The 26,445-nt window shown below is 75.5% G+C and carries 19 protein-coding genes; 10 read left to right on the top strand and 9 right to left on the bottom strand.

Annotation, left to right across the window (positions count from 1 at the left end; all coding sequences use genetic code 11):
- Positions 1 to 77 precede the first annotated feature (77 nt).
- Genes O7633_RS25450 through O7633_RS25465 form a run of 4 tightly spaced genes read right to left on the bottom strand, consistent with a single transcriptional unit; the run spans position 78 to position 4,258 of the window.
- Entirely contained in the window at positions 78 to 782 is a 705-nt protein-coding gene (locus O7633_RS25450; protein WP_282324176.1) for an NUDIX domain-containing protein, read from the bottom strand.
- A gap of 46 nt (positions 783 to 828) precedes the next feature.
- Positions 829 to 1,656: a hypothetical protein gene (locus tag O7633_RS25455; protein ID WP_282324177.1), complete on the bottom strand. Its 828-nt coding sequence runs from the start codon at positions 1,654 to 1,656 to the stop codon at positions 829 to 831.
- Complete coding sequence (locus tag O7633_RS25460) at positions 1,653 to 2,573, bottom strand: 5'-methylthioadenosine/S-adenosylhomocysteine nucleosidase (protein ID WP_282324178.1); 921 nt, start codon at positions 2,571 to 2,573, stop codon at positions 1,653 to 1,655. Before O7633_RS25460 ends, O7633_RS25455 begins: the two co-directional genes overlap by 4 nt.
- A complete protein-coding gene (locus tag O7633_RS25465) occupies positions 2,570 to 4,258 on the bottom strand; it encodes a hypothetical protein (protein WP_282324179.1) in 1,689 nt (562 codons plus the stop codon). Before O7633_RS25465 ends, O7633_RS25460 begins: the two co-directional genes overlap by 4 nt.
- Before the next feature lie 207 nt (positions 4,259 to 4,465).
- On the opposite strand from O7633_RS25465, the gene O7633_RS25470 reads away from it, so the two are divergent.
- The 3 genes from O7633_RS25470 to purE all read left to right on the top strand — a co-directional run bounded on the left by O7633_RS25470 (position 4,466) and on the right by purE (position 8,279).
- Positions 4,466 to 6,532 carry a thioredoxin domain-containing protein gene (locus O7633_RS25470; RefSeq protein ID WP_282324180.1) on the top strand — a complete coding sequence of 689 codons (2,067 nt, stop codon included), beginning with the start codon at positions 4,466 to 4,468 and terminating at the stop codon, positions 6,530 to 6,532.
- A gap of 95 nt (positions 6,533 to 6,627) precedes the next feature.
- Positions 6,628 to 7,791: a 5-(carboxyamino)imidazole ribonucleotide synthase gene (locus tag O7633_RS25475; RefSeq protein ID WP_282324181.1), complete on the top strand. Its 1,164-nt coding sequence runs from the start codon at positions 6,628 to 6,630 to the stop codon at positions 7,789 to 7,791.
- Positions 7,788 to 8,279 carry a 5-(carboxyamino)imidazole ribonucleotide mutase gene (gene purE / locus O7633_RS25480; protein WP_282324182.1) on the top strand — a complete coding sequence of 164 codons (492 nt, stop codon included), beginning with the start codon at positions 7,788 to 7,790 and terminating at the stop codon, positions 8,277 to 8,279. Before O7633_RS25475 ends, purE begins: the two co-directional genes overlap by 4 nt.
- An 8-nt stretch (positions 8,280 to 8,287) precedes the next feature.
- Here the strand turns inward: purE and O7633_RS25485 are convergent, their stop codons facing one another.
- Together O7633_RS25485 and O7633_RS25490 are read right to left on the bottom strand one after the other, a co-directional pair.
- A complete protein-coding gene (locus O7633_RS25485; RefSeq protein WP_282324183.1) occupies positions 8,288 to 13,291 on the bottom strand; it encodes a permease in 5,004 nt (1,667 codons plus the stop codon).
- A 243-nt stretch (positions 13,292 to 13,534) separates the two neighbouring features.
- A complete protein-coding gene (locus O7633_RS25490) occupies positions 13,535 to 14,962 on the bottom strand; it encodes a UDP-glucose/GDP-mannose dehydrogenase family protein (protein WP_178063448.1) in 1,428 nt (475 codons plus the stop codon).
- 269 nt (positions 14,963 to 15,231) lie between these two features.
- On the opposite strand from O7633_RS25490, the gene O7633_RS25495 reads away from it, so the two are divergent.
- Positions 15,232 to 16,395, top strand: coding sequence for an acyl-CoA dehydrogenase family protein (locus tag O7633_RS25495; RefSeq protein WP_074476621.1), 1,164 nt, complete (start codon positions 15,232 to 15,234; stop codon positions 16,393 to 16,395).
- Between the two features lie 181 nt (positions 16,396 to 16,576).
- On the opposite strand, the gene O7633_RS25500 is transcribed toward O7633_RS25495, so the two are convergent.
- Positions 16,577 to 17,233, bottom strand: a complete 657-nt coding sequence (locus O7633_RS25500; RefSeq protein ID WP_282324184.1) for a hypothetical protein — start codon at positions 17,231 to 17,233, stop codon at positions 16,577 to 16,579.
- Between the two features lie 23 nt (positions 17,234 to 17,256).
- Between O7633_RS25500 and O7633_RS25505 the strand changes: the two genes are divergently transcribed.
- Complete coding sequence (locus O7633_RS25505) at positions 17,257 to 17,793, top strand: hotdog domain-containing protein (RefSeq protein ID WP_282324185.1); 537 nt, start codon at positions 17,257 to 17,259, stop codon at positions 17,791 to 17,793.
- A gap of 266 nt (positions 17,794 to 18,059) precedes the next feature.
- On the top strand, positions 18,060 to 20,048 hold the full coding sequence (locus O7633_RS25510; protein WP_282324186.1) for an acetoacetate--CoA ligase: 1,989 nt from the start codon (positions 18,060 to 18,062) through the stop codon (positions 20,046 to 20,048).
- Between the two features lie 55 nt (positions 20,049 to 20,103).
- Here O7633_RS25510 and O7633_RS25515 read toward each other — a convergent pair whose 3' ends face one another.
- A complete protein-coding gene (locus tag O7633_RS25515) occupies positions 20,104 to 20,793 on the bottom strand; it encodes a TIGR03089 family protein (protein ID WP_282324187.1) in 690 nt (229 codons plus the stop codon).
- A 151-nt stretch (positions 20,794 to 20,944) separates the two neighbouring features.
- On the opposite strand from O7633_RS25515, the gene O7633_RS25520 reads away from it, so the two are divergent.
- Together O7633_RS25520 and O7633_RS25525 are read left to right on the top strand one after the other, a co-directional pair.
- Entirely contained in the window at positions 20,945 to 22,090 is a 1,146-nt protein-coding gene (locus tag O7633_RS25520; RefSeq protein ID WP_178063453.1) for a glycosyltransferase family 1 protein, read from the top strand.
- A 55-nt stretch (positions 22,091 to 22,145) separates the two neighbouring features.
- Complete coding sequence (locus tag O7633_RS25525; RefSeq protein ID WP_074476786.1) at positions 22,146 to 23,237, top strand: sugar phosphate nucleotidyltransferase; 1,092 nt, start codon at positions 22,146 to 22,148, stop codon at positions 23,235 to 23,237.
- A 130-nt stretch (positions 23,238 to 23,367) separates the two neighbouring features.
- Here the strand turns inward: O7633_RS25525 and O7633_RS25530 are convergent, their stop codons facing one another.
- The gene (locus tag O7633_RS25530; protein ID WP_282328646.1) at positions 23,368 to 23,973 is read right to left on the bottom strand and encodes an NUDIX domain-containing protein; all 606 of its coding nucleotides are present in this window, start codon (positions 23,971 to 23,973) and stop codon (positions 23,368 to 23,370) included.
- A gap of 42 nt (positions 23,974 to 24,015) precedes the next feature.
- Between O7633_RS25530 and O7633_RS25535 the strand changes: the two genes are divergently transcribed.
- The gene (locus O7633_RS25535) at positions 24,016 to 25,050 is read left to right on the top strand and encodes a hypothetical protein (protein WP_282324188.1); all 1,035 of its coding nucleotides are present in this window, start codon (positions 24,016 to 24,018) and stop codon (positions 25,048 to 25,050) included.
- A gap of 302 nt (positions 25,051 to 25,352) precedes the next feature.
- Positions 25,353 to 26,357, top strand: coding sequence for a winged helix-turn-helix domain-containing protein (locus O7633_RS25540; RefSeq protein ID WP_074476615.1), 1,005 nt, complete (start codon positions 25,353 to 25,355; stop codon positions 26,355 to 26,357).
- The last annotated feature ends 88 nt before the right edge of the window (positions 26,358 to 26,445 follow it).

A 26,445-nucleotide genomic window follows, 5' to 3' on the forward strand; every position in this document is an offset into this window, starting at 1 on the left:
CGTGCGATGGAACCCGTCGCCACGCCAGGCGTGGCGACGGGCCCCGGCTTCCCGTCGATTGAAGTACAGCGATGGGTCTACTGTCGACCGGTTCCCGGGCGGAGCATGGCCGGATAGAGCAGGGTGGCGTCGCCGCGCCGGTACAGCGCGGCCGGGCGGCCGGTGGGCGGGCTGCGCCGCTGGCCGGTGGGCACCACGAACCCGTTGACCCCGGTCACCTTGCGGTGGAAGTTGCGTGGGTCGAGGCGGACCTGCCAGACGGCCTCGTAGACCGCGCGCAGCTCGCCGATGGTGAACGTGTCGCCGCAGAACGCCGTGGCCAGCGGGGAGTATTCCAGTTTGGCCCGGGCCCGCTCCAGGGCGTCGGCCAGGATGGTGTCGTGGTCGAAGGCGAGCCAGCCGTGGCCGAGCCGGTCGTGGTCGATCGGCTCCCACCGGGCCCGCGCCGCGTCGGTGCCGGCCACCGGCACCGGCAGGTCGGGTGCGATGGCCAGGTACGCCACCGAGGCGACCGGGCCGCGCGGGTCCCGTCCCGGCGTCGCGTACGTGCGCACCTGCTCCAGGTGCAGCGTCCGGCCGTCCAGGCCGGTCTCCTCCGACAGCTCCCGCAGCGCCGTGTCGTCCAGATCCTCGCCGGCCCGGACGAACCCGCCGGGCAGCGCGGCCCGCCCCGCGTACGGCGGCTTGCCGCGCTCTATCAGCAGAACCGCCAGCCGCTCGTCACGGATCGTGAGGATCGCCAGGTCGATGGCGATCTGGAAGGCGGTGCGCTGGTCGGACACACCGGAAGGGTAGCGGCCGCGCCCCCGGTCGACGCGGCCATCCCGATCAGGCGCGGCTTCGGTCATCGCCGCTGCGGCCGGCGGCCCAGACCCGGTCGAACTCGCGCACGAAGTGCCGGCACCAGACCGGATCGCGGTCGGCACGCAACGTCACCGTCGCCTCCCGACCGTCGGGCCGGTGCGAGTAGATGTCGATCGAGATCCGTCCGGTCGGGTCCTCCGGGTCGACCAGCACCATGCCGAAGGCGGGGACGAAGTGGAGCAGCCGGACCTCCAGCCGCCCGCCGCCGGTCGCCTGCGTCGCCAGGTAGTCCAGCAGGTCGATGGTGGGCTGGACCCGGCGTGCGAACACCTCGCCGCCGTTGGCGTCCAGCCCGTTGCGGCGGGCCGCCTCCTCCGGCGCCGGGCCGGTCGGGTCGATGAGCGCGACCCGCACCGTCGCCCCGTCGGCCAACTGCTGCCGCAGGACGTCGAGCTGGCTGCGGATCGTCCGGCTCAGGGTCACCCCGACCAGTCGGATGTCCCGCGCGCCGGCCAGCGCCGCCGCCTCCGGCGCGGCGGCGGTGAGCAGCGGGTCGACGGAGCCGGCCCCCGCGGGGCGCAGGCCGTCGGCCACCCCGCGGAGGACGGACTCGACGCGCCGCAGCCGGCGTCGCCCGGTCAGCAGGTCGAAGGTGATCACGCCGAGCACGGCCAGGGTGGCGGCGGCGACCACGTCCGGGCTGGTCACGTTCAGCAGCCCGAGCGCGCCGACGACCAACGCCGTCCCGGAGACGAGGTACGCCTCCAGCTCCCCGCCGGTCAGCCTGCGGGCCAGCGCAGCCGTCCGGGCGGGAGACCGCCCGGGGCGGCGTACGCCGTCGGCGTCGCTCACCGGTCCTCCTCGACCAGGCGCAGGTAGGGCAGGAGCCGCTCGACGACGAGCGCCGCGTGCCGCGCCGCGAGCTCGTGGTCGGCGTGCCCCTTGTGCCGGTCGGCCCGGTCCGAGATGCCCCGGACGGTCATCCAGCCCCGCAACGCCCGGTCGTCGGCGATCTCCTCGTAGAACGCCTGGGCCACCCCGGCCGCCTCCGTCTCCACGGCCAGGGTCTTCTCGTGCACCTCGGCCAGCCAGGAGCGGATGCCCGAGCCGGCATCGGTCACCACCGCGTTGCCCGAGCCGATCGGCCCCCGGTGGACGCGGAAGGCGCCGTCGGGCCCGGGGCGCACGACGGGGCCGTGCCGGACGAGGAAGTCGTTGATCCGGTGCCGCAGCACCGGCGCGGTCGCCTGGATCCGCCCCCGGCGGCGGGGCCCGTCCTCGGTCTCCCGGCGGCTGTCGTACCAGATCACCTCGTCGGCGAGGACCACGTCGCCGACCGGGACGTCGGCGCGGACCCCGCCGGCGATGCCGACCAGCAGCACGAGCGGCGGCGCGAACCGTCGGCGCAGCTCCTGGTAGGCGGAGGCGGCGGAGTGCGTGCCGGGTTCGAGGGCCTGGGCGGCGACCACCCGGACCGGGCCGCCGTCGGCTGCGAGGGTGGCCCGGTGCACGGTCCGGCCGCCGTACGTCTGCTCGGCCCGGTGGTCGGCCGCCCGGCCCAGCATCTCGACGACCGCCGCCATCTCCTCGGCGAGGACCGTGAGGATCCCGATGTCGGTCGGCCGCTGGGCCCGGCGGTCGGCCGCCGCCAGGGACTCCCGCGCGGCGGCATGGTGGTGCTGGTGCTGGACGGCGTTGACGTTGCCGCCGACCGAGACGGTCCCGCCGGTGACGTGCAGGCCGGTGTTGCGGGCCCCCTCGGCGCTCATCGCCCCGCCCCCGTGCCGAGGTGCGTCTTGTTCGTCTGGGTGCTGGTCACGTTGCCCTGCACCGTGAGGCTGCCGCCGGTGACGATGGCGCCCGCGTTGAGCAGGGTCGCGGCCCGCTGGCGGTACTCGCTGGTGTCCACGCCCCGGTCCTCCAGGAAGTCGAGGACGGCGGCGAGCAGCCGACGCTCGATGATCTGCTGGTGCTTGTCGACCTCCTGGGTCTGGAGGTGGTGCCGGGTGTCGGCGGCCATCCCCAGCTCCCGGACGCTGACGCGGGCCCCGTGGTCGTACCCCTGCCGGGGTGGCCCGGCGGAGCCGAACCAGGAGGAGTTGGCGAGGGCGTCGAGCCCGGCCCAGAAGAGGTTGAGCGGGGCGCGGCCGATGGTCGCGGGAGCGTCGACGAGACCCCGTGCCACGGCCCGCAGGTATGCTGCGGGGCCGGTCCCACCGACCTGGTCGACCACCCGGAACCGCTCGTCGCAGGGCGGCAGCGCGGTCGAGGTGAAGTCCATGTAGAGCGACCGGCCCTGGACCGCCACGTGCACGTAGACGGTGGTGACCAGCTCACCGCGCCACGAGATCATCTGGCAGACCAGGAAGTGCCGGGCCGGCGCGGTGGGCTGGCGGATGATCTCCGGGATCCACTCGGGCCGGGTGTACGGCACGAGGTACGCGACCTCGGTGCCGGCGAGGAAGATCCGGTCGTCGACGGTCAGGCCGGGCAGTTGCCCCTCGGCCTGCCGTTGGGTGGCCAGCGTGCCGAGTTCGTCCCGCAGGTGGGCGATCAGCTCGGCCGCGCCGAAGGGCGCGGTGGGGAACTCCCGTTCGGCCTCCGGCGTCGGGCCGGCCAGCGGGTTGCCGGCCCGGACCAGCCGCTGGGCGAAGCTCCAGTTCTTCAGCACGATCCCCGAGCCGACGAACGGCCGGTAGTCGGAGAAGACGACGGTGTTGCCGCCCTTCTGCTGCCGGATCTCGGCGAACCGGCTGGTGGCGCCCGGGGGCGGTGGGGTCCGGCCCGGGGCGAACCCGTCGAGCTGGCTCTGCCGCACCAGGTTCGCCACGACCGGCGGCGCGAGGGTGAGCACCAGCAGCGCCAGGACGACGGCCGGGTGCAGCCCGGCGAGGGGGTCGACCTCGTCCGAGTACGAGTACGGGGCGGCGGCGTACTTCAGCGTGGCGAACAGGCCCATGGCCGTGCTGACCAGGACGAAGATGAGGGCCGCGGACAGGAGCCGGAACCGCAGGATCGTCGCCTGGCCGACGATGAGCCCGGCGCTCGCGGACTGGCCGTTGCGGAGCTCCAGGGCGGTCTGCCTGATGACCTGCCAGACGCAGGAGAAGACGTAGGCCAGCGCCAGCAGGCCGATGACGACGGTGGTGGCCAGCGCGGACACGCAGGCGGACAGCAGCAGCATGCCGAGGATCGCCACGTCGCGTACGACGGCGAGCCGGCGGGCCCGGAGGCAGTGGTGCAGCACCGTGGGCAGGTCGAAGCCGTACGACGGGGCGACCAGGCGGTCGCGCTGGTGGTAGACCTCGTTGAGGCTGGCGCGCTGGAACTCCTCGTCGAGGTACGCGCCGGCGCAGAGGTGCCGGGTGGCGCTGGAGACGGGGGGCGGCGGGGTCGGGGCCGGGTGGGCGGCCGGCACGGTCGGGACCGGGCCGGTCGGTGCGTGATTCGTCATGACGTCCCATCTCTGGACTGTCGTGGGTGGCCGTGGAGGGGGTGGCCGCTTGCGCGCGGCGCCGCGCGCCGCACATGTTCATGTGCATCTGACGATAAGTCCACGGTAGGCGTGGGGCGACTTTGTGTCAACAAGACGATTAATGGTGCCCCGGGGGCTGCCCGGGACCGGGGTGCCGCCCCGGCGGACGCTGGATATGGTCGACCGGTGAACCGACTCGCGAGCGCCACCAGCCCGTACCTCCTCCAGCACGCCGACAACCCGGTGGACTGGTGGCCGTGGTGCGACGAGGCGTTCGCCGAGGCGAAGCGGCGCGACGTGCCGGTGCTGGTCTCCGTCGGCTACGCGGCCTGCCACTGGTGTCACGTGATGGCACACGAGTCGTTCGAGGACGAGGCCGTCGGCAAGCTGCTCAACGACGGCTTCGTGGCGATCAAGGTGGACCGCGAGGAGCGGCCCGACGTCGACGCCGTCTACATGACCGCCACCCAGGCGATGACCGGGCAGGGCGGCTGGCCGATGACGGTCTTCGCCACCCCGGACGGCACCCCGTTCTTCTGCGGCACCTACTTCCCGAAGCCCAACTTCGTCCGGCTCCTGGAGTCCGTCGGCACCGCCTGGCGGGAGCAGCGCGAGGCCGTGCTGCAACAGGGCGCCGCCGTGGTCGAGGCGATCGGCGGCGCGCAGGCCGTCGGCGGCCCGACCGCCCCGCTCACCGCCGACCTGCTCGACGCCGCCGCCGCCCAGCTCGCCCGGGAGTACGACCGGGAAAACGGCGGCTTCGGCGGGGCCCCGAAGTTCCCGCCGCACCTGAACCTGCTCTTCCTGCTGCGCCACCACCAGCGCACCGGCTCCGCCGAGAGCCTGGAGATCGCCCGGCACACCGCCGAGGCGATGGCCCGGGGCGGCATCCACGACCAGCTGGCCGGCGGCTTCGCCCGCTACTCGGTGGACGGGCACTGGACGGTGCCGCACTTCGAGAAGATGCTCTACGACAACGCGCTGCTGCTGCGCGTCTACACCCACCTGTGGCGGCTAACCGGCGACCCGCTCGCCCGGCGCGTCGCCCGCGACACCGCCCGGTTCCTCGCCGACGAGCTGCACCGGCCCGGCGAGGGCTTCGCGTCCGCGCTGGACGCCGACACCGAGGGCGTCGAGGGGCTCACGTACGCCTGGACCCCGGCCCAGCTCGTCGAGGTGCTGGGGGAGTCCGACGGCCGCTGGGCCGCCGACCTCTTCGCGGTCACCGAGTCCGGCACCTTCGAACACGGCACGAGCGTGTTGCGGCTGGCCCGGGACGTCGACGACGCCGACCCGGCGGTCCGGGGCCGCTGGCGCGACATCGTCGGGCGGCTCCTCGCGGCCCGCGACACCCGCCCCCAGCCGGCCCGCGACGACAAGGTGGTGGCCGCCTGGAACGGGCTGGCGGTCACCGCGCTCGCCGAGTTCGTCCGCCTCGTCGAGACCCTCGGCACCAACACCGGCACGGACACCGGCACCGGCGCGGGCGGCGACGAGGCCGACGCCAACCTGCTGGAGGGAGTCACGATCGTCGCCGACGGCGCGCTGCGGGAGACCGCCGAACACCTGGCCCGGGTGCACCTCGTCGACGGCCGGCTGCGCCGGGTCTCCCGCGACGGCGTGGTCGGCGCGCCGGCCGGGGTGCTGGAGGACTACGGCTGCGTGGCCGAGGCGTTCTGCGCCATGCACCAGCTCACCGGCGAGGGGCGCTGGCTGGAGCTGGCCGGCGGCCTGCTCGACACCGCCCTGGCCCGGTTCGCCGCCCCCGACGGCGGGTTCTACGACACCGCCGACGACGCCGAGCAGCTCGTCACCCGGCCGGCCGACCCGACCGACAACGCCACCCCGTCCGGCCGGTCCGCGATCGCCGCCGCCCTGGTCACGTACGCGGCGCTGAGCGGCGAGACCCGCTACCGGGAGGCCGCCGAGGCCGCCCTCGCCACCGTCGCGCCGATCGTCGCCCGGCACGCCCGGTTCACCGGCTACGCGGCGGCGGCCGGCGAGGCGCTGCTGTCCGGCCCGTTCGAGATCGCCGTGGCGACCGGCGACCCGGCCGGCGACCCGCTCGTCGCCGCCGCGTACCGGCACGCCCCGCCGGGCGCGGTGCTGGTCGCGGGCCGCCCCGACCAGCCGGGCGTGCCGCTGCTCGCCGACCGGCCGATGCGCGACGGGCGGCCCACCGCGTACGTCTGCCGGGGATTTGTCTGCCAACGCCCGGTCACGACCGTCGACGACCTCCTCGCCCAGCTGTAAGGAAGGGCCCCCTGTTGACGCTTTCGGTATAGCGGGGTGCCCCGCTCACCCCTCGCCCCGCTGGCGGCGGAGCCGCCGCTAGGCTGGCCCGCGAGATGGATACCCGAACCGGTCTGCCAGTTGTCGGCATGGTGGGGGGCGGCCAGCTGGCCCGGATGACCCACCAGGCCGCGATCGCCCTCGGTCAGTCGCTGCGCGTGCTCGCGCAGGCCCCGGACGACGGGGCGGCCCTCGTCGCCGCCGACGTCCAGTACGGCGACCACACCGACCTCGCCGCCCTGCGCACCTTCGCGAAGGGCTGCGACGTGGTCACCTTCGACCACGAGCACGTGCCGACGGAGCACATCCGTGCCCTCGCCGCCGAGGGCGTGAAGCTCTTCCCGCCCGCCGACGCCCTGCTGCACGCCCAGGACAAGCGGGTCATGCGGGAGCGGCTCGGCGAGCTGGGCGCGCCCAACCCGGCGTGGCGGCCCGTCGCCGACCCGGCCGACCTGGTCGCCTTCGGCGACGCGCAGGGCTGGCCGGTGGTGCTGAAGGCGGCCCGGGGCGGCTACGACGGCCGGGGCGTCTGGCCGGTCGACGATGCCGCGCAGGCCGCCGAGCTGGCGACCACCCTGCTCGCCGGCGGCACCCGGCTGATCGTCGAGGAACGGGTCGCGCTGCGCCGGGAGCTGGCCGTGCAGGTGGCCCGCTCGCCGTTCGGGCAGGTCGCCGCGTACCCGGTGGTGGAGACCGTGCAGGTGGGCGGCATCTGCGTCGAGGTGCTCGCCCCCGCGCCGGGCCTGCCCGAGGAGCTGGCCGTGGCCGCCCAGCAGCTCGCCATCGACCTGGCCACCGCGCTCGGCGTGGTCGGCCTGCTCGCCGTGGAGCTGTTCGAGACCCCGGCCGGGCTGGTGGTCAACGAGCTGGCCATGCGCCCGCACAACTCGGGCCACTGGACGATCGAGGGGGCCCGCACGTCGCAGTTCGAGCAGCACCTGCGGGCCGTGCTCGACTATCCGATGGGCGACACCTCGCTCGCCGCCCCCGTCGTGGTGATGGCGAACGTGCTCGGCGGGCAGCCGGGCGGCATCTCCATCGACGAGCGGCTGCACCACCTCTTCGCCGCCGAGCCGGGCGCGAAGGTCCACCTGTACGGCAAGCAGGTGCGCCCCGGCCGCAAGATCGGGCACGTCACGGTGCTCGGCGACGACCTGGCGGACGTGCGGGCGCGGGCCGCCCGGGCCGCCCACTGGCTGACGGAGGGGACGCCGGCATGACCACCGTCGGTTTGATCATGGGCAGCGACTCGGACTGGCCGACCATGCAGGCCGCCGGCGAGGCCCTCGCCGAGTTCGGGGTCGGCTACGAGGTGGGCGTCGTCTCCGCCCACCGCACCCCCGGCAAGATGATCGAGTACGGCCGCACCGCCGCCGACCGGGGCCTCAAGGTGATCATCGCCGGGGCGGGCGGGGCGGCCCACCTGCCCGGCATGGTCGCCTCGGTCACCCCGCTGCCGGTGATCGGCGTGCCGGTGCCGCTGAAGCACCTCGACGGCATGGACTCGCTGCTGTCCATCGTGCAGATGCCGGCCGGCGTGCCGGTGGCCACCGTGTCGATCGGCAACGCCCGCAACGCCGGGCTGCTCGCCGTCCGCATCCTTGCCGCCGCCGACGAGGAACTGCGGGCGCGCATGGTGGCCTACCAGGCGAGCCTGGAACAGCTCGTCGCCGACAAGGAAGCCGCCCTCCACGCCTCCCTGGCCTGACCTGATCGTCATTTCATGCCGCGCAGGGCCGTCTGGAGGCGGTCCTGCGCGCGGCGGCGGCGCTCGTTGCTCGCCCCGAGCACCAGCAGCACCAGCCCCACCGGGATCAGCACCAGCCAGGGGCCCAGGCTGAACAGCGCGTGCACCGCCGCGATCGCGGTGACCGCCGCGCCGACGATCACCGGGGCCTGCTGCTGGCTGGTGGTGCCGAAGATCAGCACCGCCACCGCGCCGAGCAGCAGCAGCACCTGCCGCAGCATGCTGGAGTCGGTGGCCAGCACGACCGCCAGGGTCGGCACGAACGCGGCGACCAGCGCCGGCCCGTACGCCACCCAGCTCGACAGGTCCGGCCGCTGCCGCAGCTCCAGCACCCCCACCAGCAGGGCCAGCGCCGCGAACGGCAGGGTGTAGGCCTCCGGCAGCGCCACGTCGGCGACCCGCATCAGGATCCACCAGGCGACGATCTCGCAGCAGACCACCGCCCAGAACAGGATCCGCCGCTCCACCGGCTGCCGGCCGGGCCGGGCCGCCGCCACCCCGAGCACGGCGCCCCAGGCAGCCAGCAGCGCGGCGATGTGCCGGGGCGAGTCGAAGGCCAGCGCCAGGGCGATCAGCGCGGCGGCGAACCCGCTCCACTCCACCGTGGCCGCCTCGCGGCGGGCCTCCGGCCGGCGCAGCCGGGGCAGGGTCGCGGCGAACACCTGGAGGGCCGCGCCGACGGCCAGCACCCCGAACGCGGACCAGACCGCGGCCAGGCCCACCACCAGGCCCACGACCAGCACGAACAACTGCGCCGTCAGCGAGGCGAACAACCAGCCGAGGATGCGGGCCCGCTGCGTGGTGCCGTACAGGGCCGCGACGACGCCCACGCCGACCGCCCCGCCCAGCGTGAACAGGGTCAGCTCCCGGGTGGCCAGGCTGCCCAGCAGCCCGGCCCCGCCGCCGGCCAGGCCGATCACGAAGACCAACACCCGGGCGGTACGCAGCGACCGCGCCCGCTCCGCGACCGGCGGGGGCGGGCTGAGCGCCAGCCCCAGCATCGAGATCGTGAACACCGACAGGGCGGCCAGCACGCTCACCGGCCAGCCGTGGCCCAGGGCCGTCGGCGTGATCAGCAGGGTCACCGCCGCCCCGGGCAGCACCACCGGCACCGCCCGGGACCGCCGCCCGCCGCTGAGCCCGACGGCGGCCAGCGCCGCGGTCAACGTGAGCAGCAGCGCGGTCAGCACGTGCGTCGGGTCGACCGCGTCGGGGGGCGGGGCGAGCAGCTCCGGCGGTGGCCCCTGCCACACCCGCCCCAGCGCCCGGTACGGCTCGACCAGCGCCACCTCCAGCGCGGGCGCGAGCGAGAACACGGCCAGCGCGACGGGCAGCGCCGCGGCGGCCAGCGCGCCGGCCGCCGGGCTGACCCGCCAACGCACCGAAGTCCCGTCGTCGTCGGGGTCCCGGCGCAGCGCGCCGTCGAGCAGCACCGTCCAGCGCCGGACCCGTTGCGCCGAGCCGGCCGGCGGCACGGTCGACGCGCGGACCAGCTCGGCGAGCACCCCGAGCAGCGCGGCGGCCGCCGCGTAGACGCCGGAGGGCAGCCCCGCCACGATGGCGGCGACGGCGCTGACGGTCGCGCCGCCGACGATCGCCGCGCTGGCGTACGGAAGGTATTGGGGCACCTGCCGGCGGACCGCGGCGACCGCGGCCAGGCCCAGGCTCGACGCGGCCAACGCGGCCGTCAGCACCACCCCGGGCGACCGGCCGGACCCGGCGGCCAGCGCGGCCACCGCGCCGGGGAGCGCGAGCAGCGCCGCCCCGGCGGCGACCCCGCCGATCTGCACCAGGTGCGGCGGCATCCCCTCGGTGGTGACGTCGTCCACCAGCGGGGCGGCGAACACCCGGGACAGGGCGGCCACGACCACGCCGATGAGCGCGATGCCGCCCAGCGCCAGCGCGGTCGTCCACGGCCGGACGAGCCCGGCGCCGGCCGCGTGCAGGGCGACCGCCCCGGCCACGGCCGCCCGGGACAGCCCGGCGCGCGGGTCGAGCGACGCGGCGGCGGCCGTCCCGAAGGCCGTGGCGACCGCCAGGCCGACCAGCACCGGCGACCACCAGGGCAGCTCGAAGGCGGCCGGGAGGCCGATGGTGGCGAGCACGGCGGCGACGCCCGAGACGTCGTGCTTCCACGGATGCGGCAGCAGCACCCCGGCGGCGACCCCGAGCAGGGCCAGGGCGACCGGGGCCTGCCAGGTGGACCCGCCGGTCGGCGCGGCCGGCCAGCCGGACAGGTCGCCCGCCCAGATCGGGCCGGGTACGGCCAGCACGCCCCAGCCGCCGCGCAGCGCGCTCCAGCCCGCGAGCAGCCCGATCAGGGTGCCGCCGACGGCGAGGCCGAGGATCGGCCCGCGCCGCCACTCCTCCGGCATGGCCCGCGCGACCACCGCGACCACCGCCACCAGCGCGGCGGCCACCACGAGCTGCCCGCCCGGGGTGAGCACCGCCGCGACCCGGACCAGGGTCGCGACCAGCGCCGCGGTGACCGCCGCCGTGGCCAGGTCGGAGCCGTCGAGCGTCAGGTCCGCGCGCCGCCCCGCGTCGATCGACGGGGCGAGGAAGACCAGCAGGCCGGCCACGAACAGCAGCCCGCCCACCCAGGCGTCGGCGGCGGTGCCCCCCGGCGCGGTGAACGCGGCGGCCGTCACCACCAGCGCCCCGAGCCCGGTGCCCAGCGCCAGCGGCATGGGGATGCGCCGCTCGGAGACCTGCACGAGGGCCGCGTAGCCGAGGGTGACGCAGACCGCGAGGAAGCTCGCCGCCAGCACCGGCACCGTGACCACGCGCAGGCTCGCCGGGGTCGGCGTCGGATCGGTCGGCACGGTCGCGGCGACGAACGCCGCCACCGACCCCGGCAGCGCGAACGCCGCCCCGCCGGCGGCCCAGTTGGCGACGGTGTCCGCGGCGGCTGCGGCGGTCATCCGGATCCGGGGCACCACCGCCACCAGCGCGCCGCCCACGAAGAGGGCGAGCAGCACGGCGGCGGTCAGCGCCGGGCGGGCCAGCCCGGCGGCCGCGCCGAGCAGGCCGACGACGGCGGCGGCGACCGCGTGCACCGTGGCGGACCGGGCCGTCGTGGCGGTGAGCCCGACCGCGCCGATGCCGATCGCGGCGGCCACCAGCGGCCACGGCGCGGCCACCCAGCCCAGGCCGAACGACGCGGGGACGGCCAGCGCGGTCAGCGCCGCCCCGGCCACCGCGAACTCGCGGCGGATCTGCGCGGGCAGCGCCAGCACGGCGGCGACGGTGAGCAGGAAGGCGCTGGCGGCGAGCTGCCAGGCCGCCGGGCCGACGGAGGCGGCCAGCTCGGCGGGGTACCGGTCGAGGTCGGCCGTCCAGGCCGGGACGGCGGCCAGGGCCGGGGCCAGCCCGGCGCGCAGCGCGCCGACGGCCACCACCAGGCCGCTGACCGTGAGCGCCGCCGCCGAGGCGAGCTGCGGGCCGCGCCGGGCGGCCTCCGGCAGGGCCCGCACCGCCAGGCCGGTGAGGGTGATGACGGCGGCGACGAGCAGCAGGGCCCGGCCGGGGAACGCCACCGACGCGACCCGGCCCAGCGCGCCGATCACCGCGAGGGTGAGCACGCCGGCGGCCACGTCCGGCAGCGGCGGCCGGCGCAGCACCAGCGCGCCGCCCAGCCCCACCAGGGCGGCCAGCAGCAACACCGTGCCCGCCCCGGCCGCCGTCGGCACCGAGGCGGCGCGCAGCACCGCCGTCACCGCGTAAGCCAGGGCCAGCGCCACCGCGACGCCGTGCAGCAGCCAGGTCAGCTCGCGCAGGGCCGGCACCGGGCGGGCCGGCGGCTCGCCGGCCGGCACCCCGGCGGAGGCGTCGAGCACCTCGCCGGCCTCCTCCGGGTCGCCCTCCGGCCGCCTCTCCCCGCCGGGCCGGGTGGCCCGGCCGGCCCCGGCGGGTCGGTGCACGGCGTCCTCGGCGGACAGGTCCGCCCCGGCGGGGCCGTCCTCGGCGGGTCGGCGGGGCGGCGGAGCGGGCGGGCCGAGCCGGCCGTCCGGCAGGTCCTGACGCACCGGCCGCTCCACCGTCACCGGCGAACGGGCCAGCCAGAGGTCGACCACGGCGACGGCGGTCAGCACCAGGGCCCAGCCGACCGGCCCGGACACCCGGTCGTACGCCAGCAGCGGCAGCACCGGCTGCGCGGCCAGCACGGTGGCGAAGCGGGGGGCGCGCAGCCCCGTGAAGAGGGCGTAGCCGAACCCGACGACGGCGGTGACCAGGAAGATCACCCCGGCGAAGACCGCGCCGGACGCGCCCCCGCCGCCGATGAGGTCCGCCGTCCACAGTGCGTAACCGGCGAGGGGCACCAGCAGCAGGCCGACGGCGGAGATCGTCTCGGCGGTCGAGGTGAGCCCGCGCCGGGCCAGCACGGGCGGGGCGAGCAGCAGCAGCACCGTGGCGACGAGCAGGACCCCGAGCCGGGACAGGGCGTCCATCGAGCTGGTGGCCACCAGGGCGAAGACCACCGCCGCCACGGCGAGCAGCAGCGCCCCCAGCCCGAGGGGGATGTTCTGCACCTCGCGCGACGACGCCTCCGGTGGATTCTCGGGGTCGTCGGCGTCCAGCCAGCGGGCCGCCGACGGCGGCGGGGGCGGCGGATCCTGCGGCGGGGGCGGGGCGGCGCCCTGGCGGGGCACCCGGGGCGGGGCCCCCGTCGTCGCGGTCGGCGGACGGCGGCCGGGGCGGCGGCGCAGCACGCGTCGGGGGCGGGCGGCCTGCTTGAGGCGTTCCTCGGTGGCGTGGCTCAGGATGTCCCGCTGGAAGAGCGCGGCCTGCATCTTCGCGGCGATCTGGCGCTGCTCGGCGGCGATGGCGGCCTCGCGGGCCTTCATCTCCGCGATCGAGCGCTCGACCTCCGCGAGGTGCCCGGCCCACTGGGGCTGGTGCGCGCCGCAGTGCGGGCACTGGGCGGCCGGCTTGATCTCCCGACTGCACGAGGTGCACTGAAAGGTCTGCACGACGACACCCCTCCACCCGGCCGGCCCGCACTGTGGACTACCACTGTCGCAGCATGCCCTGAGGCGGCGCGGATTTCGACACCTGTCGGCGGTTCGGCGGTGACGAATGGGCGACGGGGGAGCCCGTCGGGGTCGACCGGGGACGCCGACGGGGCGACCCGGGCGGCCGGCCGGGGGACCGGACACGCGACGGCCGGCCCCGGATCTCGTCCGGGACCGGCCGTCGCCGCCGTCGTCAGGGGGTCAGGGGCGGCCCATGCCCCGGTACTCCCAGCCGGCCTGGCTCCACAGTGTCGCGTCGAGGCAGTTGCGGCCGTCGACCACGCGGCGGCCGGCGACCAGCTCGCCGAGGGCCACCGGGTCGGCGTTGCGGAAGTCGGCCCACTCGGTGAGCACGCAGACCAGGTCCGCCCCGGTCACCGCGTCGGCCATCGTGGACTCGTACGTCAGCTCGGGGGCCACCCGGCGGGCGTTCTCGGCGCCCTGCGGGTCGAACACGTGGACGTCCGCCCCGGCCTTGCCGAGCAGCCCGGCGACGGCGAGCGCCGGGGCGTCGCGTACGTCGTCGGTGTTGGGCTTGAACGTGGCGCCCAGCACGGCGATCCGGGTGCCGGACAGGTCCGGACCGGCGGGCCCGGCGCGGCGGCCGAGCAGCTCGGCGGCCAGCGCGATCACCCGGGTCCGGCGGCGCAGGTTGATCAGGTCGACCTCGTGCAGGAAGCGCAGCGCCTCGCCGGCCCCCAGCTCCTGCGCCCGGGCCTGGAAGGCGCGGATGTCCTTGGGCAGGCACGCCCCGCCGAAACCGAGCCCGGCCTGGAGGAACCGGTTGCCGATGCGGGGGTCGTACCCGATGGCCTTGGCGAGCTGGGTGACGTCGCCGCCGGCCACCTCGCACACCTCGGCCATCGCGTTGATGAACGAGATCTTGGTGGCCAGGAAGGCGTTCGCGGCGACCTTGACCAGCTCGGCGGTGGCGAAGTCGGTGACCACCAGCGGGACCTCGCGGTCCTCGGTGGCGGCCAGGTCGAAGACGCCCTTGTGGGCGGCGTAGAGCATGCCGTTGGCCCAGTCGCTCTTGACGCCGACCACGATCCGGTTGGGACGCAGCACGTCGTCGACGGCGAAGCCCTCCTGGAGGAACTCGGGGCTCCACGCCACCTCGACGCCGAGGTCGGGCGGGGTGTGCTTGCCGACGAGCTGCTCCACCCACTCGGCGGTGCCGACGGGGACGGTGGACTTGCCGACGATCAGCGCCTTGCGGGTCAGGTGCTGGGCGAGGCCGGTCACGGACGCCTCGACGTACGACAGGTCGGCGCCCATCCCGTCGGCCCGCTGCGGGGTGCCCACGCAGATGAAGTGCACGTCGCCGAAGTCGGCGGTCTCGGCGATGTCGGTGCTGAACCGCAGCCGGCCGGCGGCCAGGTTGCGCCGCAGCAGCTCGTCGAGGCCGGGCTCGTGGATCGGCACCTCGCCCGCGTTCAGCTTGGCGATCTTGTCGGCGTCGACGTCGAAGCCGAGCACCTCGTAGCCCAGCTCCGCGTAACAGATGGCGTACGTCGCACCGAGGTACCCGGTGCCGAGGAAGGTGACCCGGGGGCGGGCCGCGCCCGACGGCGGCGTGACCGCGGCGATGGCCGGCATCGGTTGGGTGTTCGGGTACGGGATCGTCACGCCTGTCTTCTCCGCTCGCGCTGGCGGCGCTTGCTCGCGTCGCATTCGGCTGCGGCGCCTGGCCGGCACCGAAGGGGAATTGTGTCGTTTTCTGCTCGCCGTGCCGCGTCGACCTCCGCGCGCCGCGTCGCGTCGACGCTTCGGTCAGGCCCGAGCCTACGCGCCGGTAAGGATCAACTGAGCGCTGGTCGCTATCCTTCAGTCTGCGCGGTCGGCGGTTCCGAGACGCTACAGACTGGGCATGATAGCCGTGAAGGGGAGGGGCCGACATGGCCGCAGAGCAGTCGTTCGACGTCTACCGGTTGCCCGAGGAGCACGAGGCCGTCCGCGAGGCGGTGCGTGAGGTCTGTGCGGCGAAGGTGGCCCCGCACGCCGCCGAGGCCGACGAGACGGGCGAGTTCCCCAAGGCGTCCTACGACGCGTTGCGTTCCGCCGACTTCCACGCGCCGCACATCCCCGTCGAATACGGCGGCGCCGGCGCGGATGCCCTGGCCACGGCCATCGTGATCGAGGAGGTCGCCCGGGCCTGCGCCTCGTCCTCGCTGATCCCGGCGGTCAACAAGCTGGGCACCATGCCGCTGATCCTGGCCGGCTCCGACGAGCTCAAGCGTGCCTACCTGACCCCGGTGGCCGCCGGTGAGGCGATGTTCTCCTACTGCCTCTCCGAGCCGGAGGCCGGCAGCGACGCCGCGTCGATGACCACCCGGGCGGTCCGCGACGGCGACCACTGGGTGCTCAACGGGGTGAAGCGGTGGATCACCAACGCCGGAGTGTCGGATTTCTACACCGTCTTCGCCGTGACGGATCCCACAGCCCGTTCCAAGGGCATTTCGGCGTTCGTGGTCGAAAAGTCTGACCAGGGCGTTAGCTTCGGCGCCCCGGAGAAGAAGCTCGGCATCAAGGGCTCGCCGACCCGTGAGGTCTACCTCGACAACGTCCGCATCCCCGCCGACCGCATGATCGGCGCGGAGGGCACGGGCTTCGCCACCGCCATGAAGACCCTCGACCACACCCGGGTCACCATCGCCGCGCAGGCCGTCGGCATCGCCCAGGGCGCGCTCGACTACGCCAAGGGGTACGTCCAGGAGCGCAAGCAGTTCGGCAAGGCGGTCGCCGAGTTCCAGGGCGTCCAGTTCATGCTCGCCGACATGGGCATGAAGCTGGAGGCGGCGCGCCAGTTGACGTACGCCGCCGCCGGAAAGTCCGAGCGGGGCGACGCCGACCTGACCTACTTCGGCGCGGCGGCCAAGTGCTTCGCCTCCGACGCCGCCATGGAGATCACCACCGACGCCGTGCAGCTGCTCGGCGGGTACGGCTACACCCGCGACTACCCGGTCGAGCGGATGATGCGGGACGCCAAGATCACCCAGATCTACGAGGGCACCAACCAGGTCCAGCGCATCGTGATGGCCCGCCAGCTCCTGCGCGGCTGACCCGCCGGTCCGGCTCCTGGCGTGGCCCCGGCCGACGGCGGGGCCGGCAGGGCCCGGGGTGCCGGCGTCCGGTTGGCTCGACGTGCCGGGCCAGAGGTGTTGGCTTCCGGCCCACTCGACGTGCCGGGCCGGGGCGCGGCGGCGGGGAGACCCGCGCGCCCCGGGCCCGACGGTGGTCTCGTCAGCGCAGCTCGGTCGTGGTGTCCTCGGCGCGACGCGGCGGGGCCGACCAGGGAGACTCGCCGGCCGTGCGGCGGGGCAGCGGCTCCGGCGGCGGCTGGTCCGGGTAGCCCAGGGTGAGCGGGGCGGTGTCCCGCTCCGCCGCGCTGCCGCCCGACGGCCAGTCGGTGAGCGTGAAGGTGCCGGGGCCGGTGTCCTCCGGCCGCTGCGCCGGCGCGGGCGCGACCGCCGGCCGGGGCCAGCGCCGCCACCGCTGCCTGCTGAACGTGGCCATCAGCAGCAGCGCGCCGACCAGGAAGAGTGTGCCGTTCTGCACGGGCAGGAACAGCGGCAGCGGGTCGCCCAGCGCCTTCCAGCCCTCCGGGACGCGGTCGCGCACCTCGAACGGCGCGACGAACATCCCGACGTACGGGGCGATCAGCAGCAGCCCGGCGACCAGCGGGCCGAGCGGCGAGAATCGCAGGGTGCCGAGCAGACCGAGCAGGACGCCGGCGACGGCCAGGTAGACGCCCGGCTCGATCAGGTTGGCCGTGTTGAACGTGCCGATCTCCACCCACCGGGTGATCGTGCGGGTCGACCCGTCCTGCCCGAGCGCGAGCAGCGCCCAGGTGACGGGCGCCACCGCCAGCCCGGCGAGGAAGCTCCAGAGATGTCGCATTGGCGCACCGTACCGTTTCCGGCATGACAGATCACCCCTCCGCCGCGCCGCAGCCCTCTGCGCCCCCGCAGGGAAAACCCACGTCGTACTCCCGCGTCACGCTCAGTCGAATCATGACCGCGGTCGATGTCAATCTGTACGGGACCGTGCACGGAGGGGTGTTGATGAAGTTCGTCGACGACGTGGCGGGCGCGGCGGCGGCCCGGCACAGCGGCGGCACGGCGGTGACGGCCGCGATCGACGAGATCGTGTTCTCCGAGGCGGTCCGGGTGGGCGACCTGGTGCACGCGCACGCCCAGGTCAACTGGACCGGGCAGACCTCGATGGAGGTGGGCGTGCGGGTGGTCGCCGAGCGCTGGGACTCGGCCGAGGACGAGCCGGTGCCGGTCGCCACGGCGTACCTGGTCTTCGTGGGGGTGGACGTGGGCGGCCTGCCCCGCCCGGTCCGGCCGGTGCTGCCGGAGACCCCGGAGGACGAGCGCCGCTACCGGGAGGCGGAGATCCGCCGCGCCCACCGGCTGGCCCGCCGCCGCGCGATCCAGGCCCACCGCGAGGCCTGACCCGCCCCGCCCCGCCCGCCTGGCCGCCCCGCCCGCCACCGCCCCGCCCGCCGCCCGCCGGCCGGGTGTGAGAAGGGTGCCCTTCTCTACCGTATGCGTTAACAAGGGGCCCTTCCTTGCACCCCACACAGCGCGGGCGGCGGGGGTGTGGGGCGGGCACGCCCCGGCGGGTGGGGACCGGGGCGGACAATGTCCCTGCGACATAGGGCAAGATGGCATCACGGCCCACGTGACGGCGCGGTCCGGGCCTGGAGGAGGGTGGAGCTGTGGGTGACGTGCTGTGGACACCGCCGGCGGACGTGCGCGAGCGGTCCCGGATCGGTGCCTACCTGCGTTGGCTGGCGGAGCACCGGGGGCTGGAGTTCGCCGACTACGCCGCGCTGTGGGAGTGGTCGGTCACCGACCTCGACGGGTTCTGGCGCACCGTCTGGGACCACTTCGGCGTCGTCGCGCATACCGAGCCGACGGCCACCCTGGCCGACCCGGCGATGCCGGGCGCCCGCTGGTTCCCCGGGGCCACGCTCAACTACGCCGAGAACGTACTGCGCATGCCGGGGCTCGGCGACGACGACCCGGTGGTGATCGCGCACGGGCAGACCCGCGCGCCGCAGACCCTGACCGCCGTCGGGCTGCGCGAGCAGGTCCGCCGGGTGGCGGCCGGGCTGCGCCGCCTCGGCGTCGGCCCCGGCGACCGGGTCGCCGCGTACGCGCCGAACATCCCCGAGACGTACGTGCTGCTGCTGGCCACCGCCAGCCTCGGCGCGATCTTCTCGTCCTGCGCGCCGGAGTTCGGCACCCGCAGCGTCACCGACCGGTGGCGGCAGATCGAGCCGAAGGTCCTCGTCGCCGTCGACGGCTACCGGTACGGCGACAAGCCCGTCGACCGGCGCGGCGAGGTGGCCGCGATCCGGGCCGCCCTGCCGTCGCTGGAGCACACCGTCGCCGTCGCGTACCTCGACCCGGCCGGCCCGGCCCCCGACGGTGCGCTGCCGTGGGCGGAGCTGGCCGCGCCGACCGACGAGCCGCTGACCTTCGCCGGCGTGCCGTTCGACCACCCGCTGTACGTGCTCTACTCCTCCGGCACCACCGGGCTGCCCAAGCCGATCGTGCACGGCCACGGCGGGATCCTGCTGGAACACCTGAAGATGCTCGCCCTGCACCACGACCTGGGCCCGGGCGACCGGTTCTTCTGGTTCACCACCACCGGCTGGATGATGTGGAACTTCCTGGTCTCCGCGCCGGCGGTCGGCGCGGCGATCGTGCTGTTCGACGGCAACCCGGGCCACCCCGACCTGGGCGGGCTGTGGCGGCTGGCCGCCGAGACCGGCACCACCTACTTCGGCACCTCCGCGCCGTTCCTGCTGGCCTGCCGCAAGGCCGGGCTGGTGCCGCGCGAGGTCGCCGACCTGTCCGCGCTGCGCGGCGTCGGCTCCACCGGCGCGCCGCTGCCCGCCGAGGGCTTCACCTGGGTCTACGAGGCGGTCGGCACCGACCTCCAGCTCCAGTCGCTCTCCGGCGGCACGGACGTGTGCACCGGGTTCGTCGGCGGGGTGCCGCTGCTGCCGGTGCACGCCGGGGAGATCACCTGCCGGGCGCTCGGCGCGCGGGTGGAGGCGCGTTCGGCCGACGGCACGCCGGTCCTCGGCGAGCTGGGCGAGCTGGTCATCACCGCGCCGATGCCGAGCATGCCGGTCGGGTTCTGGAACGACACGGACGGGTCCCGCTACCGGGAGGCGTACTTCGAGCTCTACCCGGGCGTGTGGCGGCACGGCGACTGGATCACGATCAACGAGCGGGGCGGCTGCGTGATCACCGGCCGGTCCGACGCCACCCTCAACCGGGGCGGCGTGCGGCTCGGCACCGCCGAGTTCTACTCCGTCGTCGAGGGCCTCGACGAGGTCGTCGACTCGGTGGTGGTGCACCTGGAGGACGACGAGGGCGGCGCGGGGGAGCTGCTGCTGTTCGTGGTGCTCGCCGACGGGCTCGAACTCGACGACGCGCTGCGGAAGAAGATCTGCCGCGAGCTGCGTACCGCCCTGTCGCCCCGGCACGTGCCCGACGAGATCCACCAGGTCCGGGCCGTGCCGCGCACGCTGAGCGCCAAGAAGCTGGAGGTGCCGGTGAAGAAGATCCTCACCGGCACACCGGTGGACGACGCGGCGGCCAAGGGCGCCCTGGCCAACCCGGAGTCGCTGACGGCCTTCGCCGCGTTCGCCCAGCGCCGCCCCGCCCCCGAGGCGCCGGCCCGCTCCTGACCGTTGTCCCGGGCCGCCCCGCCTGCTGCCCCGGGCCGCCCCGCCCGGACGCCCGTCAGGCCAGGGTGCGGGTGACCCGTTCCGTCTCGGCACGGGCGGGCAGCCGGGCCGGGTCGGCGTTGGCGCACAGCACCGTCGACGCGCCGGCCACCAGCGGGGCGAGCAGCCAGTCGACCGGGTCCGGGTGGGCGGCCACGTCCAGCAGGACCCGGTCGCCCCGGGCGAGCCCCAGCTCCGCGGCCCGGGCCGCCGCGCGGCCCAGCAGCTCCGCGTCGGCCGGCCCACCGGCGGCGTACGGGGTGAAGTGGTCGCCGTGCGCGCGCACGGCGACCACGTAGTCGGCGAAGCCGGCGGGCACCTCGCGCAGCGGCAGGGCGAACGGGGCGAGCGCCAGCGCGTACCGCTCGCCGGCCGGCCAGGCGTCGGCCTCGCCGACCCGGTCGGCGGCGGCGAAGAGCACCTCCACCGCCCCCGGCGCGTCGACCACCACCAGTCCGGCCGACCAGCAGCCCAGCAGCACGGCGGCGGTCTGCCAGTGCGGTGGGAGCAGCGCCCCGGCCGACTCGCCCGGGCCGGCGGCCACCTCGTCGGTCAGCAGGTTGGCGGTCTTCGCCACCCAGTTCGCCAGCGTCGCGCCGGACAGTTCGGTGCGCTCGCCGGTGGCGTCGTCGTACCAGGTCAGCAGGGGTTGCGCGGGATCGGGTGCGATCGCCGCGGCGAACACCCGGGCAATGTTGTCGGCCATCGGCGCGAACGATACGCCGCCGGGACCCGTATCCCTCGACGGTGACAAGTCGACGAACGGTCGGGTCGCAGTCAGCGACCGGGCCCGGCACCGGCGTAGGCTTGCCCGGAGTGTTGTTCCCCACAGATTCGCCACCGCAAGGAGTCGCCCCGTGACCGCCGGTCGTCCGCCCCGCGTACTCATCGACGCCACGAGTGTCCCCGCCGACCGGGGCGGCGTCGGTCGATACGTCGACGGTCTGCTCGGCGCCCTCGGGAAGGTGTGCGGCCACGGGGTCGACCTGGCCGTGGTCGGCCTGCGCACCGACCTGGAGCGCTACTCCCGGATGCTGCCCGGCGCGGAGATCGTCGCCGCCCCGGCCGCCGTGGCCCACCGCCCGGCCCGGCTCGCCTGGGAGCAGACCGGCCTGCCGCTGCTGGCCCAGCAGGTCGGCGCGCAGGTGCTGCACTCGCCCTTCTACACCTGCCCGTTGCGGGCGGGTTGTCCGGTCACGGTGACCGTGCACGACGCGACGTTCTTCACCGAGCCGGAGCACTACGACAAGTCCCGCCGCACGTTCTTCCGCAGCGCGATCAAGACGTCGCTGCGCCGGGCCGCCCGGGTGATCGTGCCCAGCAAGGCCACCCGCGACGAGCTGATCCGGCTGCTCGACGCCGACCCGACCCGCATCGACGTCGCCTACCACGGGGTCGACCACGCCGCCTTCCACGCGCCCGGCGAGGAGGAGAAGGCCCGGGTCCGGGCCCGGCTGGGGCTCGGCGACAGCAGCTACGTCGCCTTCCTCGGCGCGAAGGAGCCCCGCAAGAACGTCCCGAACCTGATCCGGGGCTGGGCGCGCGCGGTCGCCGACCGGCAGGACCCGCCCGCCCTGGTGGTCGCCGGCGGTCAGGGGCACGACGACGACATCGACCGGGCCGTCGCCGAGGTGCCGTCGCACCTGCGCCTGCTGCGCCCGGGTTACCTGCGCTACGCCGACCTGCCCGGCTTCCTCGGCGGCGCGCTGGTCGCCGCCTACCCGTCGTACGGCGAGGGGTTCGGCCTGCCGATCCTGGAGGCCATGGCCTGCGCCGCACCGGTGCTGACCACGCCGCGGCTGTCGCTGCCCGAGGTCGGCGGCGACGCGGTGGCGTACACGAGCGAGGCCCCGGAGCAGATCGCCACCGACCTGGCCGCCCTGCTCGACGACGAGCAGCGCCGGCTGTCGCTGGCCAAGGCGGGCTTCGACCGGGCGAAGGAGTTCACCTGGGAGTCCAGCGCCGAGGTGCACATCGCGGCGTGGACCCGGGCCCGCGCCTGACGCCGCGCGGCGTGACGATGCGCCCGTACCGTGCGGGTTCGGGCATGATGTGCTGATGCTCTACGCCGTCATCCCGGCGGGCGGCAGCGGCACAAGGTTGTGGCCGTTGTCCCGTGCGGGCCATCCCAAGTTCCTCCACCCGCTCACCGGCACCCCCGCGTCCCTGCTCCAGGCAACGGTGGACCGGCTGGCTCCGCTGACCACGCCGGAGCGCACCCTGGTGGTCACCGGAGCCGCGCACGTCGCGGCGGTGGCGCGGCAACTGGCCGGCCTGCCCGAGGAGAACATCCTCGTCGAGCCCTCACCCCGGGACTCCTGCGCGGCCATCGCCCTCGCCGCGGCGGTGATCGCGCAGCGCGAGCCGGGCGCGGTGATGGGCTCCTTCGCCGCCGACCACCTGATCCGCGACGCCGACGTCTGGCGGGCCACGGTCGCCGAGGCGGTGACCGGCGCGGAGCAGGGGCTGCTGATGACGGTGGGCATCACCCCGACGCGCGCCGAGACCGGCTACGGCTACCTGCACACCGGCGACCCGGCCGCCGACGGTCCACTGCGGCCGGTGCTGGAGTTCAAGGAGAAGCCGGCCGCCGAGGTCGCCGAGGCGTACCTCCGCTCCGGGCACCACCTCTGGAACGCCAGCATGTTCGTCTGGCGGGTCGACGTGTTCCTCGCGGAGCTGGCCCGCCAGCAGCCGGCGCTGCACGCCGGGATCACCGCGATCGCCGCCGCCTGGGGCACCCCCGAGCAGGACGACGTCCTCGGCACGGTCTGGCCGACCCTGCCGAAGATCTCCGTCGACTACGCGGTGATGGAGGGCGCGGCGACCGCCGGGCGGGTCGCCACCGTCCCCGGCGACTTCGGCTGGAACGACGTCGGCGACTTCCACACCCTCGGCGACGTCCTGCCCGCCGACGCGGCCGGCAACGTGGTCCTGGGCACCGACGCCAAGCCGGGCGTGCTGCTGCGCGACGCCAGCGGGCTGGTCGTGGTGCCGCACTCCGGCCGGCTGGTGGCCGCCCTCGGCGTGCACGACCTGATCGTCGTCGACACCCCGGACGCCGTGCTGGTCTGCCCCCGCGACCGCGCCCAGGACGTGAAGGCCCTGGTCGACGAGCTGAAGGACCGGGGCGAGGAGAACCTGGTCTGACCCCGGGCGGGCGGCGGCCCGCTGTCCGGTCGCAGGCCCACTGTCCCGCCGCCCAGTCGCCCGGTCGCACGGTCTCCCGGTCGCCCGCAACTTGGCGGCCGGGCGGGCCGGGTCAGCCGGGCGGGCCGGGTCAGCCGGTGCGGCGGCGCAGGGCGGCCAGGGCCGGGGCGACGAGCTGGGCGGTGCCGCCGGCCAGCGGCTCCGGCAGCCGGTCCGGCGCGAACCAGCCGAGCGCCTCGGACTCGTCGCTGACCCGTTCCGTCGCGCCCGCCGGCGCGAAGACCGCGAACCGCACGTCGTAGTGCAGCGACCCGCCCTGGCAGGCGACCTCGTGGACGTCCACGTCGATCGGGACCGGGTCGACGACAAGGCCGGCGATGCCCGACTCCTCGCCGGCCTCGCGCAGCGCCGCGCCGGCCAGGGTCCGGTCGGCGGGCTCGCAGTGCCCGCCGAGCTGCACCCACTTGCGGAACTTGCCGTGCAGGCAGAGCAGCACCCGCCCGCCGGTCGGGTCGAGCACCAGCGCGCTGGCCGTCACGTGTCCGGCCCGGTGCTCGCGGGCCAGGGCCACCGGCCCGGCGGCCAGCAGCTCCAGGGTGCGGTCCCGGGCCGCGCCGGCCGCCGCGCCGGTCGGCGTCCACCCTTCGAGTACGGCGGTCGCGTCGCCGTGCAGCGCCGCGTACCTGGGGACATGGCTGTTAAGCGGGGGCCCCTGCTCGACAGAATGCGTTAACAGGGGGCCCTTCCTTGCATCTGGCACGGGTGCCACCCTATGCGGGTGACCTTGCGACTTGTCGAGTTCGTCGTCGCCGGCAACGAGGCCAGTGATCTGCTGCCGGTGCGCTCGCCGGCCGTGCTCGCCGCCCACCGTGCCCGGCGTGGATTCTGGACCGTCCTCGACGAGGGCCCGGTCGAGCAGTGCCTGGCCCTGCTGCTCGAACACGACGACGGCGAGTGGTCCGCCCACCACGTCGACGCCGACGCCGGCGTCGAGAACGGCCGCACCGAGGACGGCGAGGCGCTGGCCCACCACGACGGCTGGGTCTACGTCTTCGGCTCCCACTTCGGCTCGAAGGCGGGCCCGCTGCGCCCCCGACGTGCGTTCGTGGCCCGGTTCCGCGAGGACGACGCCGTCGGCGGCCGGCTGCCCGTGCGGGTGGTGCGCAACCGGTTCCGGCTGCACCGGGCGGTCAACGACGCGCTGGCCGCCGCCGAGCTGGCCACCCTGCCGCCGGGTCGGCGGGTGCGGGAACGGTTCATCGGCGAGACGGTGGCCCGGGGCACCGCCCGCGCGAAGGGCTGGGTGAGCCGGCTCGCCGAGGGCGACCTGCCGCTCAACGTCGAGGCGGCGGCGTTCACCCCGCACGGGACGGTGCTGCTCGGCCTGCGCTTCCCGGTGACCGTCGACGGGGAGCCGATCCTGGTCGAGGTGGCCGGGGTGCCGGAGAGTTTCGACGGCGGGGACTGGCCGCGGGCCCTCGGCGCGTACGCCCTGACCGGCGTGACCCCGCCGGGGGCGCTCACCGGCTTCCGCGCGCTCGTGCCGCTGCCCGACGGCGGCTACGCGGCGATCGTCGGCTCGATCGACGCGCTGGGCAAGGGTTCGGTGCTGCTCGACGACCATCCGCAGGGCGGCGACGTCACCTCGCGGCACGTCCGGTTCCGGCTGGAGAAGGCGGCCGGGCACCTCGTGCCGGGCGAGCTGGTGGCGGACCTGGCACCGTTCCACCACGTGGAGGGGCTGGCCGAGGCCGACGGCCGTTGCTGGTACGTCACGGACGAGGACCACCGGGTCGCGCTCTGGATCGACTGACCGGGCGCCCAGAGCCGGGCGGGCCTCGGCCCGGCCGGGTTGGCGGACGGGGACACCTCTGCGGAGCAAGGGCCGCAGACCCTCGTGGTGCCGCCCGTCCGCCGGATCCTCCCCGGCCCCGGTGGCTCGGGCCGGCGTCTATGACGGACGGCCCGTGCGGGACAACCCAGAGCATGCCGAAGGCCGACCGGGGACGTCGAGGTTTTTCAGCCCACGCTTAAAAGTGGAGATAACTGCCGCCCGGGTACAGTGCGAACGGTCGGCAGTGCCTCCCTCTCTGCCCGCCGCACGGGAGCGACCCAATGCTGAAGATCTATTTCTCGCCCGACGACGTCCTCCGGACCCGGGTGGCCCCGGGCGCGGACCCGCTCTGGGAGCTGATCCTCAGCGTGCACGTGCTCCAGGTCCGCAGCCCGGACCCGCTGACCTCCGGCTGGCGGCGGGGCGTCTCCCGGGAGCTGCGCCGGCTGGTCGGCGCGGAGCCGCTCCGGCTGCTGTTCGCGCTGAACCCGGGGCGGGGCTACTTCCCCGACTTCCTCACCCCGCACGAGGGCCTTCAGGGGCTGACGGAGGGCCTGGAGGCCGTCCGCAGCACCCCCGTGCGGCTGCTGCGCCGCGACATGACCCGGATGGCCGGGGAGCACCCGCTGCCCTCCTCGGCGGCCGCGCTGGCCCGGGGCGAGCCCGAGGTGCTGCGCCACCTGACGGACTCCATGGAGCGGTACCGCGAGCTGGCGCTGAGCCCGTACTGGGCGCACATCCAGGCCGCGATCGAATCGGACCGGATGCGGCGCGCCCGCGCCCTGCTCGACGGGGGCGTCGCGGGGCTGCTCGACAGCTTCCGCCCGCTCGCCCGCTGGGAGTCGGGGGTGTTGGAGATCCACGGCTACCCGGAGAGCCGGGAGCTGCACCTCGACGGCCGGGGCCTGCTGCTGGTGCCGTCGTTCTTCTGCGCCGGCACCCCCGTGGCGCTGGCCGACCCGGACCTGCCACCGGTGCTCGTCTATCCGGTGGACCGGCTGGGCGGGCTCGTCCCGGCGGAGGTCGGCGGCGGCGCGTCGACCCGGGCCGGCGCCGGGCGGGACGCGCTGGCCGCGCTGCTCGGCCGCACCCGGGCGGCGGTGCTGGAGGCCACCGACGCCGGCTGCACCACCGGCGAGGTGGCCCGCCGGCTGCGCATCTCCCCGGCGGCGGCGAGCCAGCACGCCACCGTGCTGCGCAACGCCGGCCTGCTGGTGAGCCACCGTGACCGCAACACCGTCCTGCACACCCTCACCCCACTGGGCCGCGCCATCCTCGACGCGTGAGCCCGGCCGGGCGACCCGCAGCGCCAGCGGGCGATCCGCAGCCCCGGCGGGCGATCCGCAGCCCTGGCAGGCGGGCCGCACAGCGTCA

The organism is Micromonospora sp. WMMD712, from assembly GCF_029581295.1.
Classification (GTDB): domain Bacteria; phylum Actinomycetota; class Actinomycetes; order Mycobacteriales; family Micromonosporaceae; genus Micromonospora; species Micromonospora carbonacea.